The organism is Actinomadura violacea, from assembly GCF_017573465.1.
Lineage (GTDB): Bacteria > Actinomycetota > Actinomycetes > Streptosporangiales > Streptosporangiaceae > Spirillospora > Spirillospora violacea.
This window is the reverse complement of record NZ_JAGEPF010000009.1, coordinates 278,080-294,645: the sequence shown is the minus strand read 5'-3', so window position 1 is coordinate 294,645 and position 16,566 is coordinate 278,080. Positions and strand designations below refer to the sequence as shown.

Annotated in this window: 11 protein-coding genes; 8 read left to right on the top strand and 3 right to left on the bottom strand. The window is 75.0% G+C overall.

The features are described from left to right. Nucleotides 1-34: 34 nt before the first annotated feature. The 5 genes from J4709_RS16215 to J4709_RS16195 all read left to right on the top strand — a co-directional run bounded on the left by J4709_RS16215 (nucleotide 35) and on the right by J4709_RS16195 (nucleotide 4,177). Nucleotides 35-748 carry an iron-containing redox enzyme family protein gene (locus tag J4709_RS16215; protein ID WP_173099194.1) on the top strand — a complete coding sequence of 238 codons (714 nt, stop codon included), beginning with the start codon at nucleotides 35-37 and terminating at the stop codon, nucleotides 746-748. 65 nt (nucleotides 749-813) lie between these two features. Continuing rightward, nucleotides 814-1,146 carry a Rieske (2Fe-2S) protein gene (locus tag J4709_RS16210; protein WP_208241484.1) on the top strand — a complete coding sequence of 111 codons (333 nt, stop codon included), beginning with the start codon at nucleotides 814-816 and terminating at the stop codon, nucleotides 1,144-1,146. A 66-nt stretch (nucleotides 1,147-1,212) separates the two neighbouring features. Further along, complete coding sequence (locus J4709_RS16205; protein ID WP_208241480.1) at nucleotides 1,213-2,415, top strand: NAD(P)/FAD-dependent oxidoreductase; 1,203 nt, start codon at nucleotides 1,213-1,215, stop codon at nucleotides 2,413-2,415. Nucleotides 2,416-2,447: 32 nt separating this feature from the next. Beyond that, entirely contained in the window at nucleotides 2,448-2,807 is a 360-nt protein-coding gene (locus J4709_RS16200) for a Rieske (2Fe-2S) protein (RefSeq protein ID WP_208241478.1), read from the top strand. Then, complete coding sequence (locus tag J4709_RS16195) at nucleotides 2,804-4,177, top strand: MFS transporter (RefSeq protein ID WP_208241469.1); 1,374 nt, start codon at nucleotides 2,804-2,806, stop codon at nucleotides 4,175-4,177. Before J4709_RS16200 ends, J4709_RS16195 begins: the two co-directional genes overlap by 4 nt. A 66-nt stretch (nucleotides 4,178-4,243) precedes the next feature. On the opposite strand, the gene J4709_RS16190 is transcribed toward J4709_RS16195, so the two are convergent. Further along, entirely contained in the window at nucleotides 4,244-6,028 is a 1,785-nt protein-coding gene (locus J4709_RS16190) for a PucR family transcriptional regulator (RefSeq protein WP_208241467.1), read from the bottom strand. Between the two features lie 237 nt (nucleotides 6,029-6,265). On the opposite strand from J4709_RS16190, the gene J4709_RS16185 reads away from it, so the two are divergent. Then, nucleotides 6,266-6,709 carry a GlcG/HbpS family heme-binding protein gene (locus J4709_RS16185; RefSeq protein ID WP_208241465.1) on the top strand — a complete coding sequence of 148 codons (444 nt, stop codon included), beginning with the start codon at nucleotides 6,266-6,268 and terminating at the stop codon, nucleotides 6,707-6,709. 49 nt (nucleotides 6,710-6,758) lie between these two features. On the opposite strand, the gene J4709_RS16180 is transcribed toward J4709_RS16185, so the two are convergent. Both J4709_RS16180 and J4709_RS16175 read right to left on the bottom strand, forming a co-directional pair. Continuing rightward, entirely contained in the window at nucleotides 6,759-8,147 is a 1,389-nt protein-coding gene (locus J4709_RS16180) for an amidase (protein ID WP_208241463.1), read from the bottom strand. After that, a complete protein-coding gene (locus tag J4709_RS16175) occupies nucleotides 8,144-9,658 on the bottom strand; it encodes a hypothetical protein (protein WP_232383537.1) in 1,515 nt (504 codons plus the stop codon). Before J4709_RS16175 ends, J4709_RS16180 begins: the two co-directional genes overlap by 4 nt. Before the next feature lie 234 nt (nucleotides 9,659-9,892). Here J4709_RS16175 and J4709_RS16170 point away from each other — a divergent pair, with 234 nt between their 5' ends. Together J4709_RS16170 and J4709_RS16165 are read left to right on the top strand one after the other, a co-directional pair. Further along, nucleotides 9,893-13,111 (top strand): ATP-dependent helicase, encoded by a 3,219-nt coding sequence (locus J4709_RS16170; protein ID WP_307801285.1) that lies wholly within the window; start codon nucleotides 9,893-9,895, stop codon nucleotides 13,109-13,111. Nucleotides 13,112-13,130: 19 nt separating this feature from the next. Next, nucleotides 13,131-16,502 carry an ATP-dependent helicase gene (locus tag J4709_RS16165; protein ID WP_208241459.1) on the top strand — a complete coding sequence of 1,124 codons (3,372 nt, stop codon included), beginning with the start codon at nucleotides 13,131-13,133 and terminating at the stop codon, nucleotides 16,500-16,502. Nucleotides 16,503-16,566: the final 64 nt, after the last annotated feature.

Genomic DNA, 16,566 nt, shown 5'->3' with positions numbered 1-16,566 from the left:
AAGGATTCCCCGCACCACCGGAAGGAGCAAGGAAATGGCAGAGCTGCTGTCCAAGGAGGAGTTCCGCGCCGCGCTGGAGAACGCGATCAAGGGGCGCGAGGCGAAGAACGCCTCGTTCAGCCAGGCGTGGGCCAACGGTGAGCTGAAGCGGGAGCACTTCGCCCGCTGGGCGGAGAACCACTACCACTACGTCGGGCCGTTCGCCGACTACCTCGGCTACGTCTACGGCAACACGCCCGACGAGTTCACCGGTGCCAAGGACTTCACCCTGCAGAACATGTACGAGGAGGAGCTCGCCGACATCCGCCACACCGACCTGCTCATCCGGTTCGCCGAGGCGTGCGGCACCACCAAGGAGCGGGTCGAGAACCCCGACAACATGAACGCCATCACCCGCGGCCTGCAGGCGTGGTGCTACGCGGTCGCGATGCGCGAGCACTTCGTGGTCGCCACCGCCGCCCTCGTGGTCGGCCTGGAGTCGCAGGTGCCGAGCATCTACAAGAAGCAGATCGTGCCGCTGCGCGAGGTGTACGGGTTCACCGAGGACGAGATCGAGTTCTTCGACCTGCACATCACCTCCGACGTGGTGCACGGCGAGCGCGGCTACCAGATCGTCCTGGACCACGCCGACACGCCCGCCCTGCAGCAGCGCTGCCTGAAGCTGTGCCGGTGGGGCGCGGACATGCGCTTCTCCTACACGCAGGGCCTCTACGACACCTACGTCAAGCCCGACCTCGTCGGCGCCTGATCCGATCCCGACCCGGCGGCGGGGCCCCGCGGCCCCGCCGCCGCACCACACGCGAGGAGGAGCACGTGGACGAGGAGTGGGTGGAGGCGGCGTCGCTGGCGCAGCTGCGCAAGCGCAAGCGGCTCGGCGTGAGCGTGGCCGGGCGGCCGGTCGCGCTGTTCCTGGTCGGCGACGACGTCTACGCGCTGGACGACGTGTGCGTCCACAAGCAGCGGTCCCTGTCGAAGGGGACGGTGCTGAACGGGCGGGTGATCTGCCCCGGCCACCAGTGGCTGATCGATCCGGCGACCGGGCGCGTCGAGGACCGGGACGAGTGCCAGCCGAGCCACGCCGTGCGGATCGCCGGCGACGCCGTCTACGTGGACCCGCGCCCCCGCGTCCTGGAAGAGGAGCACTAGATGACGACACGCACTTCTTCGGGGGGTACAGGGGGGTCGTCCCCCCTGAGGGAACTCGAGTCGGTCGTGGTGGCCGGGGCGGGGCAGACCGCCGCCGTCGCCGCCCGCACGCTGCGCCGCCGCGGCTTCGAGGGCCGCGTGACCCTGGCCGGCGCCGAACCGCACGTCCCGTACCAGCGGCCGCCGCTGTCGAAGGAGTACCTGGCGGGCGAGGACGGCCGCGACGAGCTGTACCTGCTCACCCCCGACTGGTGCGAGAGCAACGGTGTGGAGCTGCGGCTCGGCGCGGCGGCGACCGCGATCCGGCCCGCCGAGCGGAGCCTGGAGCTGGCGGACGGCTCGTCCCTGCGGGCCGACGCGCTGCTGATCGCGACCGGCGGGCGGCCGCGCCGGCTGCCCGGCATCGAGGGCGACCGCGTCCGCTACCTGCGCACCATCGACGACGCGGACCGGCTGCGCGCCGAGCTGCGGCCCGGCGCGCGGGTCGTGGTGATCGGCGCCGGGTTCATCGGCTGCGAGGTCGCGTCCACCGCCATCGACCTCGGCGCGCAGGTCACCCTGGTCGAGCAGGCGGGACGGCCGCTCGGGCACGTCCTCGGCGACCTGATGGGCGACGTCATGGCCGCGCTGCTGCGTACCGGCGGCGTCGACCTGCGCACCGGTGAGAAGGTCGAGGGCTACGCCGAGACCGCGTCGGGCGCGGTCGTCACGACCAGCGGCGGCGCGTCCCTGGAAGCGGACGTGGTCGTCGTCGGCGCCGGCATGGTGCCCAACGTCGAGGCCGTCACCGGCGCGGGCATCGACACCGCGGGCGGGATCCCGGTCGACGAGTACTGCCGCACGTCCGTCGACGGCGTCTACGCGGCCGGCGACGTCGCCCTGCAGTGGCGGCCCGACCTCGGACGCCGCGTCCGCGCCGAGCACTTCGACAACGCCAACGCGCAGGGAATGGCCGCCGCGAAGAACATCCTCGGCGGGAAGTCCGCGCACACCGCGCCGCACTGGTTCTGGTCCGACCAGTTCGGCCGCAACCTCCAGCACGCCGGGCACTGCGACGGCGCCGACCGGGTCGTCGTCCGCGGCCGCGTCGAGGACTTCGACTTCATCGCCTTCCACCTCGCTGGCGGCGTGCTGCGCGGCGCGTTCGCCATCGACCGCGGCGGCGACCTCGCCGTGGCGCGGCAGCTCATCGGCGCCGGCGCCGCGCCCGACCCGGACGTCCTGCGCGACGAGGACGCCGACCTCACCGAGATCTTCGACACCCTCTGACCCCCAGCCCCACGCACCCTGAGGAGCGACCGATGGAATACCAGCCCGTGGCCCGGTCGGGCCAGGTGCCCGAGGGCGTCGTCCGCCGCTTCTTCGTGGGCGAGGCCGAGGTGGCCGTCGCCCGCTGGGACGGCGAGGTGCACGCCATGTCCAACTACTGCACCCACCTGGACTGCCTGCTGTCGTCCGGCAGCGCCACCGAGGACGGCCTGCTGTGCTCCTGCCACGGCAGCGTCTTCGACTTCGCCACCGGCGAGCCGATCACGCCCCCCGCGACCAAGGCGATCCGCGTGTACCCGGTGAAGGAGGAGGACGGGCAGATCCTCGTGCACGTCCCACCCGAGGACGCCGCGAACGGCGGCCCGCGCCGCCGCAATCTCGCCCGCGGATGACCGCGGTCGACCGGGGACACGGCGCCCGGAGCCGCGACGAGGCGGGGCGCGGGCCGTGGGCGGCGCTCGTCCCGCTGCTGCTCGGCACGTTCACCGGGACCGTCGCGAACACCATCGTCAACGTCCCGCTGACGCTGATCCTGCGGGACCTGCACGCCCCGATCTCCGCCGGGACCCTGGTCGTCGTCGCGTTCACCCTCACCTTCGCGGTGCTGCTGCCCGTCTCCGGATGGCTCGGCGACCGGATCGGCCCGCGCCGGGTGTTCGTCGCGGCGATGCTCATGCTGGCGCTCGCCTCGGCGGGCGCCGGGCTCGCCGGGACGCTGCCGCTGCTGGTCGCGGCGCGGGCCGTGCAGGGCGTCGCGACCGCCGCGATGCTGCCCGCCGTCATGGCGCTGATCGCCGTCCGGTTCGACGGCGACCGGCGCGGCCGCGCCCTCGGCCTGTGGGCCGCCGCCAACGGCGTCGGGCAGGCCGCCGGGCCCGCGCTCGGCGGCGGCCTCGCCACCTGGTTCGGCTGGCACGCGGTGTTCTGGCCGGTCGTGCCGGTGTGCCTGGCCGCCGCCGTCCTCGCGGTCCGGTTCGTCCCGCCGGGGCGGGCGCGGGCCGTTCCGCTCGACTGGCGCGGCGCCGCGCTGCTCACCCTCGCCGCCGCGTTCGGCCTCGGCGCCACGTCCGCCGCCGCCAGCCTCGGCGCCGCCTCGCCCGTCGTATGGTGCGGCGCCCTAGCCGGGCTGCTCGCCGCCGTCGGCTACGTCGCGTCCTCGCGGGGACGGCCCGACGCGTTCCTGCCGCCGCGCCTGCTCATCGAGACCCGCTACCTGCGGTCGTGCCTCAGCGTCCTCGCGCAGATGTTCTGCCTCGGCGCGACGCTCCTGGCCGTGCCCGTGTACCTGACCACGCAGCGGCACACCGCCACCCTCGTCGCGGGCGCCTATCTGCTGAGCCTGCCGCTCGCTATGTCGCTGCTCGGGCCCGTCACCGGCCTGCTGATGGAACGGCTCGGCGCCCGGACGGTCCTGCGCGGCGGCCTCGCCGTCCTCATCGCCGGTCAGGCGCTCGTCGCCGCCGTCCTCGCCTGGTCCGGGACGATCGCGCTGCTGCTCGCCGCGCTGGCGCTCACCGGGGCCGGCGTCGCGTTCGTCCAGACCCCCGCCGCGACCGGCGCCACCCGCTCGGACGCCGGACGGATCGGCGCCGGCCTCGGCCTGTTCAACCTGCTGCGCTTCGGCGGCTCCGCGGTCGGCGCCGCGTGGGTCGGCGCCGTCCTCGACCACGCCCCCGCGTTCGGCCTGGTCTTCACCGTCTGCGCCGCCACGGCCGCGCTCGGCCTCCTGGCCTCCTTCGCCGGCCCCGACCCCCTCCGTTGACTTGCGGCGTGTCGTCCTCAAGACCGCGCTCTTAAGGACGACACGCCGCAAGTGAACGTGGTTCGGTCAGCGGGGGGCGGCGGCGGGCGGGGCCATCTCGTCGGCGAGGGTGCCGGTGACCGTCGCCAGCGTGTCGATGTGCAGCGCCAGCCAGAACATGAACTGCGCGTCCGCCGACCGGATGTCCATCCGCAGCGCCCGCGACGCCCGGTCCAGCTTGTAGAGCATCGTGTTGCGGTGCATGCCGAGCTCGCGCGCCGCCGCGTTCAGGTTCCCGGACGTCCTGATGTACGCCAGGACGATCTGCTCCAGGTCGCCGCCGTTCGCGCGGCGCAGCGGGGCGAGCGTCTCGTGCGCGAACGACTTGGCCTCCGCGCTGCCCGCGACGTCCTTCAGCGCGGCGAACACCCGCAGGTCGTCGTAGCCGCACACGGGCGCCGCCGAGGTGTGCCAGGCCAGACCCATCGCGAGCCGCGCCTCGTGGTACCCGGCCGCGACGCCCGCCGCGCCCGGGCCGGGGCGGCCGTGCGTGACCCGCAGGTCGTCGCCGAGCCGCGGGCGCAGCGCCCGGTGCAGCCGCTCGGCGAACCGGGCCGCCTCGGCGCGCTGCTTGAGCGGGTCCGGCCCGGCCGCCACCTGCCGGATCACCACGATCGTGGAGCCGATCGCGGCGGTCAGCGTGCAGCCGGCGGGCTCCAGCGTCTGCGCGGTGCGCGTCGCGGTGACGGTCCGGCGCAGGTAGTCGCGGCCGACCGGCAGCAGCGCCGCCGCCGACACCACGTGCACCGCGTAGTGGCCGTCGACGTCGAAGTCGTGGTGCCGGGCGCGCGCGCCCAGCTCGTGGGGGTCGGCGAACCGGCCGTGCACCAGGGCCTCGACGAAGTCGCCGCGCGCCCGCTCCTCCGCGGCCCGCACCGACCGCTGCCGCAGCATCTCCGACCCGATCAGCGTCGCGCCGTGCTCGGCGACGACGCGGTGCTGCGCGAGGTCGTGCGGGTCCGGCGGGCACGTCCGCTCCACCATCACCAGCCGCCCGAACGGCTCGCCGCCGACGACCACGGGCGTGATCAGCGCGTTCAGCGTCACGCCGGGCTCGACGGCCAGCTCGGTCTCGGCGGCGTGCGCGTGCCCGTCCAGGACGGCGTCCGGCCCGCGCGGAGCCGGTGCGGGGAGCGCGGCCTGCACGGCGCCCGGGTCCGGGGCGGGGCCGTCCGGTGTCTCCGCCCACGCGAGGCGCTCGCCGTCGGCGTCGCAGATCAGCACCGAGCAGCGCGACAGCCCGACGATCGCGTGCGCCATCGCCGGGATGCCCGGCCCGTGCGCGAGGACCTCGGCGAGCGTGCGGTGCACCCGCGTCCCGTACTCCAGGATGTGCGCGGCCTGCGCGAGCGCCTTCTGCCCGACGAGCCGGCTCACCGTCCGGTAGTCGGCCTCGGCGGGCAGCTCCAGCAGCGGGACGCCCGCCGCGTCGGCGGCACGGGCCGCGGCGGAAAGGTCGGTGCCGGTGCCGGTTCCAGTGCCGGTTCCGGTGCCGGTGCCGCGCGGGCGCCAGGCGAGCAGTGCGGCGGCCTCCCGGCGGGCGAGGCCGGCGACCACCGCGGCCGCCTCGTCCGGCGCGGCGAGCGCGGCCACCGGCAGGTGGACGGCGACGCCGGCGAGATCGGGCCCGGTGCCCGGGTCGGCGCGGACCTCCGACAGCGGCAGGCACCAGCCGACGCCGCGGTCGAGGCCGGACGCCCCGGCGGTGAGGGTGCCGCGCAGCAGCGGCTCGGCGAGCAGGGTCCGCACCGGTACCTGGTCGCCGGCGGGGGCCGGTGCGGGGGTCGTCGGGGATACCGATGGTTGTGCCATGTGCCCACATCCCGTCCGGATCGTTCGGCAGAGTGTACATAGCCCCGGTGGCGGCGGGCCTCCGAGACTGACGGGAGTCAAGGCAATGCGTGGCGGACGGTGCGAGCCGGCGCTCCATCCGTTGGCCACATCCTGCGCGACAATTCCGATTCCGGCAATACCCAATCTTCGGCGCCGTGGAAACGGCGGCGAGGGTAGGCCGGGACGGCGTTTCCGCTCGAGACGACCGGAGGTCCCGTGCACACCGTTCACCGGCTCACCCTGGAAGACGCCCTGGTCATGCTGACCGCAGCCGAGGAGGAGGCGCGGCGGATCGGCGTGAAGCAGACGATCTGCGTCGCCGACGACGGCGCCCACCCGATCGCGCTGCACCGGATGACCGGCGCCCGCCTCACCGGCGTGGAGATCGCGATCGCCAAGGCGTTCACCGCGGCCGGCCACCAGCGCGACACCCACAGGTTCAACGAGCCGCCGAACGGGCCCGCGCTGCCCGGCAACGAGGCGTTCGGCATCAGCCACATGCTGCCCGGCAAGTTCGCGATCTTCGTCGGCGGGTTCCCGATCGTGCACGAGGGCGAGGTCGTCGGCGCGGTCGGCGTCAGCGGCGGCAACGGCGACCAGGACAAGGCCGTCGGCGCCGCCGCCCTCCGCGCCTTCCAGGAGAAGATCGCGACCGCCTAGAAGGCCCCGCCGGGCCGGGCGGTGCGCGCACCGCCCGGCCCGGCGGGGATCAGCCCGCGGACCAGGGGCGCAGGCGCTCGAACGCCGCCGCCGCGGCGAGGACGCGGGCGTCCTCGTGGCGGCGCCCGACGATCTGCAGGCCGGTCGGCGCGCCGCCCGCCCGCCCGGCGGGCACCGACACCGCCGGATGCCCCGACAGGTTGAACGGGAACGTGACGGCCAGCGCGCCCCAGTGGTCCACGGGGCGCCCGGCGATCTCGGTGGGCATCGGCCCCTCCGCCGGGAACGCCGGGGCCTGCGTCGCCGGAGTCAGCAGCAGATCGAACCGGCCGAACGCCTCGGCGAGCGTCTCGACCAGCCGCGCGCGGGCCTCGTGCGCGTCCACCAGGGCGTCCGCGTCCAGCGCCTGCGCCGCGTCGCCGTAGCGGCGGACGGTCGGGTGGACGGACCCGAGCCGGTCGTCCGGCGCGGCCCGCAGCTCGGCGTGGACGTCCGGGACCGACAGCGTGCGGAACGCGGCCCCGCAGGACTCCAGCCGGAGCCCGGCGGGCACCTCCCGCGCGCCGGTCCCGGCGACGAACGCCTTCGCCGCGTCCCCGACGACCGCCGCGACCTCCGGGTCGCACGGCGCGCAGCCGAGGTCGGGCGACCATGCGACGCGGAGTCCGTGCAGGTCCTCGCGTTCCAGTGCCGTCTCGAACGGGACGGCCGGGGCGGGCAGCGACGCGCGGTCGTACTCGTCCGCGCCGCAGACGCAGTCGAGGAACCGGGCGGTGTCGCGCACCGTGCGGGTGAGGACGCCGTAGTGGTCGTTCTCGGCGGTGCCGCGGTGCCGGGGCCCGCGCGGAACGCGCCCGTACGTCCCCTTGAACCCGACGAGCCCGCAGTAGGACGCCGGGATGCGCAGCGAGCCGGCGCCGTCCGTGCCGGTCCCGAGCGGCACCATGCCGGACGCGACCGCCGCGGCAGAACCGCCGCTGGACCCGCCCGGCGTCAGCTCCGGCGCGTGCGGGTTGCGGGTGACGCCGTGCAGGACGGACGCGGTGAACGACGCCCGGCCGAACTCCGGCGAAGCGGTGAGCCCCACCGGGACCGCCCCGGCCGCGACCGCCCGCGCGACGATCGTCGAGGTGCGGTCCGCGATCCGGTCCGCGTGCAGGACGCTGCCCATCGCGTACGGCCAGCCGGCGACGGCGTGCAGCTCCTTCACCGCGAGCGGGACGCCCGCGAGCGGACCGGGGTCCTCGCCGCGCGCCACCATCGCGTCGATCGCCTCGGCGCGGGCGAGCGCGCCGTCCGCGTCCAAATGGACGAACGCGCCGAGGTCCCCGTCCAGCCGGGCGATCCGGTCCAGCGCCGCCGCGACCGCGTCGCGCGCCGCCAGGGCGCCGGTCCTGACCCGTTCCGCGGTCTCCACCGCGTCCGGCGCCGCGCTCACAGCGCCACCGCCGCGACCGCCGTGGCCACGACCAGGCCCGTCACCACCGGCACGAACAACCGTCTGGCCAGGTCGATGACCGGCACGCCGGTGAGGCCCGCGACGACGATCAGCGACGACCAGATGACGAGCGTCCCGCCGCCGGTCCAGCTCGCGCCGTTCTGCGCGATCGCGGCGAGCGTGGCGGGGTCGGCGCCCGCCGCGTGCCCGAGCTCCCCGGCGAGCGAGCCGGTGAACGGCAGCCCGGGCCAGCCGTTGCCGTCCAGCCCGATCACCATGCCGACCAGCAGCATCGCGAACGAGGCGAACACCGGCACGTGCGGGATGTGGTCCTGGACGCGCCCGATCGCGTCCAGCAGCAGCGCGGGGCCCTTCGCGCCGTCCGGCATCCCGAGGATCTCGCCGGAGTAGTCCGACAGGCCCACGTAGACGAACCCGGCGATCGGGATGACGACGCCCATCGTCCGGAACGCGAACCCGATGCCGTCGGTGAAGTGGTCGGCGCAGCTCTGCAGCCAGTTCCGGCGGTCCGCGACGACCGCGACGGCGACCAGCGCCAGCGCCGCCGTCCCGCCGACGAGCGGCGCGCCCTGCCCGTCGTCGATGTCGGGGACGAGGGAGGTGAACCGGCCGAGGAGCATGACGGCGAGCAGCGCGGCGAACGCCAGCGGCACCGCCACCGCCACGATCCGGGCCCGCGCGCCGGGCCTGGCGGGCTCCTCCTCAGGGCCCGCGGGACCCGTCGCGGTCAGGGTCGCGGTCGCGGCGCCGCCGTCCGCGCCGCCCACCATCCTCCCCGCCTCGCGGTGCGTCTCGGCATGGACGTCGCCGTCGCCGGCGGCGGCGAGGTCCAGGGTGGCGGCCGCCGCCACCACCGGGTCGAGCAGCTTGGTGCGGACGTCGCGCAGGTAGGACACGCCGAGCGCGACCACCCCCGCGATGAGCGAGATGATCAGCGCGCGGTCGGCGATCGCGCCCGCGGGCACGTGCGCGCCCTGCGCGGACAGCCCGGACGCCACGCCCATGATGTAGTCGGAGCTGAGCGCCATGCCCTGCCCGGTGATCGCGATCGCGATGGCGGCGGCCAGCGGCGGCAGCCCGACCCGGACCGCCGCCGGCAGCAGGATCGCCGCGATCAGCGGCAGCACCGGCGTCGGCCAGAACGACATCGACAGCAGGTAGGTGACGACGGCGAGCACCAGGTAGGCCAGGTGCCCGTTGCGGACGAGCCGCTGCAGCGGCCGCACCATCATCAGGTCGGCGCCGAGCCCCCGCATGGCGCCGAGCATCGCGGTGACGATCGCGATGATGAGGAAGATCGGCAGCAGTTCGCGGGCCGCGACGATCCCGGCGTTGAAGACCGCCGCGATCCCGGTCGTGACGCTGCCGCTGTAGACCAGTGCCGTGACGAACGTCCCGCAGACGGCGAGACCCACGACGTTCTTGCGCGCCACGACGGTGGCGATGAGGGCGGCGAGGCCCAGGAGATAGATCCAGTGCGCAGGCGACAAGGGGTGAAACCTCCCACCTCCCCGGGACGCGGCCGTCCGCGTTCCGTGCACGGGGGTTCCCGCGACTCTTCATGATCGGTTGCGCGGGCCGCAACGGAAGAGCGCACATCGCGGCGGGTCCGCGTTTGTGCAGGCTGCCGAGTCCCGTGTCGCACGCGTTCGCCGCCCGTCACCTTCGCGACATGCGCCCGTTGTGGTCCGAGGAGCCCCGGTGATCTGCTCCAATGAAATGTTGTGCCGCCTGCTTCCTACCGTCTCGTCCGCCGCGCGGGTCCCGCGCGCGCCGTCCCGCCCCTGCTCGACGAGCGGCAGCGGCGGGTCGTCGAGCACGCGGGCGGGCCGATGCTGGTGCTGGCCGGGCCGGGCACCGGGAAGACCACGACGATCGTCGAGGCGGTCGTCGACCGGATCGAGAACCGGGGCGCCGACCCCGAGCGGGTGCTGGTGCTCACGTTCAGCCGGAAGGCGGCCGGGGAGCTGCGGGAGCGGATCACCGGCCGGCTGCACCGCACGACCCGGACGCCGCTGGCGCTGACGTTCCACAGCTACGCGTACGCGCTGCTGCGCCGCGACGCGGTGCTGAACGAGGAGCCCGCGCCGCGGCTGCTGTCCGGCCCGGAGCAGCTCCTCGAAGTGCGGCGGCTGCTCGAAGGCGAGCTGGCGGACGGGGCGCGGGAGTGGCCGGAGCGGCTGCGGGCGGCGCTGGCGACGCGCGGGTTCGCCGAGGAGCTGCGCGACTTCACGCTACGGGCCGTCGAGCGGCAGTTCACCGCGGAGGAGCTGGTCGCGCTCGGGCGGATGCGGGGCCGCGACGACTGGCCCGCGATCGGCGCGTTCATGGAGCGGTACGTCGAGCGGTTCGCGCTGGACCCCGTCCCCACCTACGACTACGGCGAGCTGATCTACATGGCCGCCGGGATGCTCGCCGACGAGGAGGTCCGGATCCGCGAGCGCGACGCCTACGACGTGGTGTTCGTGGACGAGTACCAGGACACCGACCCGGCGCAGGAGGCGCTGCTGCACCTGCTGGCGGGGGAGGGCCGCGACCTGGTCGTCGTCGGCGACCCCGACCAGTCGATCTACGGGTTCCGGGGCGCGGACGTGCGCGGGATCCAGGAGTTCGCGAACCGCTTTCCCACGCTGGACGGCCGGCCCGCGCCGGTGGTGGCGCTGCGCACCTGCCGCCGCATGGGGCCGGAGATCCTGGAGGCGTCGCGGCGGATCGCGCGCCGCCTGCCCGCCGGTTCGGCCGGCGCCGCCGAGCACCGGGCCCTCCTGACGCCGGACGAGGCCGAGGAGGGCGGGGCCGCGCCTTCCCGGGGGGGCGCGCCCTCCGGGCCCGCCGACGAAGTGCGCGCCGTCATCGCGGACTCCGAGAGCCAGGAGTCGGCGCTGGTCGCGGACGAGCTGCGCCGCGCGCACCTGCTCGACGGCGTGCCGTGGTCGCGGATGGCGGTGCTGGTGCGCAGCGCGGTCCGGCAGGTGCCGGTGCTGCGGCGGGCGCTCGCGCAGGCGGGCGTCCCCGTCGTCGTCGCGGGCGACGAGGTGCCGCTGATGCAGGAGCCCGCCGTCCGGCCGTTCCTGGTGCTGCTGCGGGCCGCGCTGAAGAAGGGCTACCTGGACGAGGTCGTCGCGGAGGACCTGCTCACCGGCCCGCTAGGCGGCGCCGACGCCCTCGCGATGCGGCGCCTCAAGCGCGCGCTGCGCGACCTGGAGGAGCTGTCGGGCGGGCAGCGCCCGCTGGGCGAGCTGCTGATCGCGGCGGTGAACGACCCGCGCGAGCTGACGCTCGTCCACGAGAAGGTGCGCGCCCCGGCGGAACGGGTCGCGAACCTGATCGACGTGGCGCGGCGCTGCGTCCACGACGGCGGGTCCGCCGAGGACGTCCTGTGGGCGGTGTGGCAGGAGAGCGGGCAGGCGGACGTCCTGCTGGAGCAGAGCGTCAAGGGCGGGACGCGCGGCGCGTCCGCCGACCGGGACCTGGACGCCGTCGTCGCGCTGTTCGACCACGCGGCCCGGTTCGTCGACCGGCTGCCGCAGGCCGGCCCCGAGCTGTTCGTCGACGACATCGCCGCGCAGGAGATCGCCGGGGACACCCTCGCCGAGCAGGCGCCCGAGGGCGAGGCGGTCCGGATCCTCACCGCGCACCGCTCCAAGGGGCTGGAGTGGGACGTCGTCATCGTCGCCGGCGTCCAGGAGGGCGTCTGGCCGGACGTGCGGCTGCGCGGCTCGCTGCTCGGCGTCGAGGAGCTGGTCGAGCACGCGGCGGGCGCCGAGCCCGACTCCGACGCGGCGGCCGGCGCGTCCATGGCGGCGAAGATGCTGGACGAGGAACGCCGCCTGTTCTACGTCGCCGTCACGCGCGCGCGCAAGCGGCTCGTGGTGACGGCGGTCGGCGGCGACGACACCGAGGAACGGCCGTCCCGGTTCCTCAACGAGCTGCTGCCCGGCGCGATCGAGCAGTCCCAGCTGGACGAGAAGACCCGCTGGCTGTCGCTGTCCGCGCTGGTCGCGGACCTGCGGTCGGTCGTGTCCGACCCGACCCGCCCCGAGCCGCTGCGCCGCGCCGCCGCCGGGCACCTCGCCCGGCTCGCGCGCGCGGGCGTGCGCGGCGCGCGGCCCGAGAACTGGTACGCGATCACCGCGCTGTCGGACCAGGGCCCCGCGTTCGCCGACGACGAGCAGATCGCGATCTCGCCGTCGCAGGTCGAGGCGTTCACCACCTGCGGGCTGCGCTGGCTGCTGGCGTCGGCGGTCGGCGCGCAGGAGGGCGGCCCGAACGAGTACAGCACCATGGGCAAGGTCATCCACGCGGTCGCCGAGATGGCCGGCGCCGACGACGGCGTCACCGAGGTGCACGTCGCCGAGCGCCTCGACCAGATCTGGAACGACCTGGACTTCCGCAGCACCTGGTACTCGGAGAAGCAGCGCGAGCAGGCCACCGCGATGGTCGACAAGTTCCTCACCTGGCACCGCGACAACCCGAACGAGGTCGTCGCGCTGGAGGAGTCGTTCAAGGTCGACCTCGGCCGCGTCGTCATCAAGGGCCGCATCGACCGCGCCGAACGCGACGAGCAGGGCCGCGCCGTCATCATCGACATCAAGACCTCCTCCACCGCCGTCCCCAAGGACGACCTTGCCCGCCACCCCCAGCTCGGCGTCTACCAGTACGCGGTGATGCTCGGCGCGTTCGAGCGGCACGGGCTGATCGAGCCGGGCGGCGCGAAGCTGATCCAGGTCGGCAAGGCCGCGTTCACCGCGAAGGCGCGCGAGCAGGAGCAGCCGCCGCCCGCCGAGGACGAGGACCCGGAGTGGCCCAAGAAGCTGGTCGAGATCGTCGCGGCCGGGATGGCCGGCGACGTCTTCCAGGCGCGTGCGAACGACAAGTGTCGGACGTGTCCCGTACGCTCCTGCTGTCCCGTCCACGACGAGGGCGGGCAGGTAGGCGACTGATTGGCTCGGGGGGAGCGAGGTGATCACGCCGGGGGAGCTGGCGCGGCTGCTGGAGATCCCCGAGCCGACCGAGGAGCAGGCCCGGGTGATCGAGGCGCCGATGGCGCCGATGGCGGTGATCGCGGGCGCCGGGTCCGGCAAGAGCGAGACGATGGCCGCGCGGGTGGTGTGGCTGGTCGCGAACGGGTTCGTCCGGCCCGAGCGCGTCCTCGGCCTGACCTTCACCCGCAAGGCCGCCGCCGAGCTCGGCGTCCGGGTCCGCAAGCGGCTCGACAAGCTGCGCGAGGTGCTGCCGGCCGACGAGCTGGAGCGGCTCGGCGGCGAGGCGCTGTTCGACGGCGAGCCGATGGTGTCGACGTACCACTCGTACGCGGCGCGGCTGTTCGGCGACCACGCGCTGCGCGAGGCGCTCGAACCGACGATGCGGCTGATCTCCCCGGCGGTCGCGTGGCAGATCTGCTCCCGGGTCGTCGACGCCTACGACGGGCCGATGGACCGCATCGAATGGCAGCCCGACACCGTCACCAAGGCCGTCATGGAGCTGTCCGGCGACCTGTCGGAGCATCTGCGCACCGCCGACGACGTCCGCAAGGTCGGGGCGTGGCTGGACGAGCGGTTCGCCGCGCTGAAGAAGCCGCTGAAGGCGCAGCGCGACATCCTCGCCAGGCAGGCCGTCCGCGAGCAGATGATGCCGCTGATCGAGAAGTACGGCCGGGCGAAGGCCGACCGGGAGGTCATCGACCACGGCGACCAGATGGCGCTCGCCGCGCGCATCGCCTACAGGCATCCCGAGGTCGGGATGATCGAGCGGTCCCGGTTCTCGGTCGTGCTGCTCGACGAGTACCAGGACACCAGCCAGGCGCAGCTCGTCCTGCTGAAGTCGCTGTTCGCGGGCGGGCACCCGGTGACGGCGGTGGGCGACCCGTGCCAGTCGATCTACGGGTGGCGCGGCGCGAGCGCCGGGAACCTGCTGCGGTTCGCCTACGACTTCCCGGCGCAGCCCGCGGTGGGGTCCGGGCGGCCGGTGCCGGCGCCGGTCGTGCAGCTGAGCAGGTCGTTCCGCAACGGCGAGCAGATCCTCGAGGCCGCCGCCAGGATCCAGGAGGAGCTGCGGGCGGAGACCGAGGCCGTGCCGCGGCTGATCCCCGGCGCCGGGCGCGAGGGGCGCGGGCGCGTCGAGTGCGCGCTGTTCGAGACCGTCGAGGACGAGGCCGACAGGATCGCCGGGCGCATCGCCGGGCTGATGACCGGCGACCCCGGCGTCGCGCCGGACGGCGGCCCGCAGCCCGAGCCGCTGAAGTACTCCGACGTCGCCGTCCTCGCCCGGAAGCGGTCGCAGTTCCCACTGGTCAGGCGGGCCCTGGAGGCGCGCGGCATCCCGGTCGAGGTCGTCGGGCTCGGCGGGCTGCTGACCGTCCCCGAGGTGCAGGACGTCGTCGCGACCCTGCGCGTCATGCACGACCCGACGGCGGGCGCGTCGCTCGCCCGGCTGCTCACCGGCCCGCGCTGGCGGCTCGGCCCGCGCGACCTGGTCGCGCTCGGCCGGCGGGCGCGCGCGCTGGCGCAGGAGTCGGCGCGCGACGTCACCCCGCCCGAACGTCCCGCGGACGAGCCGTCCGAGACGGCCGGCGACGCCCCGGACGCCCCCGAGGCGCCGGACGACCCGCTCCGGCAGCTCGTCAGCGAGCTGAACCAGGAGACCGGCAGCCTCGTCGACGCGCTCGACGACCTCGGCGCGCCCGAGGCGTACTCGCCGGAGGGGTACGGGCGGCTGCGGCGGCTGCGCGACGAGCTGCGCGGGCTGCGGAGCCAGGTCGGGCTGCCGCTGCCCGACCTGGTCAACGAGGTCGAGCGGGCCCTCGGCCTGGACATCGAGGTCGCCGCCCGCTCCGGCCTCGACCCCGTCACCGCGCGCGCCGACCTCGACGCGTTCATCGACGCCGCCGCCACCTTCGCCGGCGACGCCGAGGACCCGACGCTCGGCGCGTTCCTCGCCTACCTCAAGGCCGCCGAGACCGAGGAGTTCGGGCTGGAGGCGGGCCGCGTCGGCGAGACCGACAGCGTCAAGCTGCTGACCGTCCACGCGTCCAAGGGCCTGGAGTGGCCGGTGGTCGTCGTGCCGGGCCTGTCGTACGTGCCGCAGAAGAACGGCGGGCCCGCGAAGGGGTCGATCTTCCCGTCGCCGCCGCAGAACGCGACCCGCTGGACGGCGAACCCGCGCGTCCTGCCGTTCATGCTGCGCGGCGACCGCGCCGACCTGCCGCCGCTGAACGGCCTGGAGAAGGACGACCTCGCCGCGTTCGACCAGGCGTGCTCCGAACGCGACCTGCGCGAGGAGCGGCGGCTCGCCTACGTCGCGGTGACGCGCGCGTCGAGCCTGCTCATCACCACCGGATACTGGTGGGGATCGTCCGGCCGCCCGCTCGGCCCCTCCCCGTTCCTGGAGGAGGTCCGGGCCGTGTGCCTCGCCGGCGCCGGGACGGTCGCGGTCTGGGCCGACCCGCCCGAGGAGGGCGAGACGAACCCGCTGCTCGCCGACCCCGAAGAGGCGCAGTGGCCCATCGCCCCCGGCGAGCGCGGCAGGACCGACGCGTCCGCCCGCGAACGGTACGAGGCCGTCGTCGAGGCCGCCCGCATGGTCGAGGACGCGATGGCCGGACGGAACCGGCTGTGGGCCGGCGACGACGGCCTGTCCGGCGCCGACCGCGGCCGCATGACCGCGTGGGCGCGCGACGTCGAGCTCCTGCTCGCCGAACGCGACCGGGGCCGCGGCGGCGACGGCCTCCTCGTCGAGCTGCCCGCGCACCTGTCGGTGTCGTCGCTGGTGTCGCTCGCCCGCGACCCGGCCGCGCTCGCCCGGCAGATCCGCCGCCCGATGCCGCGCCCGCCCGCCCCCTACGCGCGGCGCGGCACCGCGTTCCACACCTGGCTGGAGGGGCGTTGGGGGCAGCAGCGCCTCCTCGACCCCGACGAGCTGCCCGGCGCCGCCGACGAGGGCGCCGCCGACGACGCGCACCTGGTCCGCCTGCAGGAGCGGTTCGAGGAGTCGGAGTGGGCGGCCCGCGAACCCCTCGACATCGAGGTCCCGTTCGAGACCATCATCGGCGACCGGCTCGTCCGCGGCCGGATGGACGCGGTGTTCCGGCGGCGCGGCGGCGGCTACGAGGTCGTCGACTGGAAGACCGGCCGGCCGCCGTCCGGCGACGAGGCCCGCTTCGCGTCCGTGCAGCTCGCCGCGTACCGGCTCGCGTGGGCGGAGCTCGCGGGCGTCGACGTCGGCGAGGTCAGCGCCGCGTTCCACTACGTCGCCGCGAACACCACCGTCCGGCCCGCCGACCTCCTCGACGCCGCCGGCCTCACCGCCCTCCTGGAGTCCGTCCCCGCCGCCTGACGCGTGCTTACCGTCCGTCAGTGAAGAGTGTCACCACCCCTGGTCACCGCACCCCGTTTCAGGG

Excerpts from the sequence above, each read along its gene's own strand:
- J4709_RS16215 (WP_173099194.1), top strand. The coding sequence starts at position 35 with ATGGCAGAGCTGCTGTCCAAGGAGGAGTTCCGCGCCGCGCTGGAGAAC.
- J4709_RS16200 (WP_208241478.1), top strand. The coding sequence starts at position 2,448 with ATGGAATACCAGCCCGTGGCCCGGTCGGGCCAGGTGCCCGAGGGCGTC.
- J4709_RS16195 (WP_208241469.1), top strand. The coding sequence starts at position 2,804 with ATGACCGCGGTCGACCGGGGACACGGCGCCCGGAGCCGCGACGAGGCG.
- J4709_RS16190 (WP_208241467.1), bottom strand. The coding sequence starts at position 6,028 with ATGGCACAACCATCGGTATCCCCGACGACCCCCGCACCGGCCCCCGCC.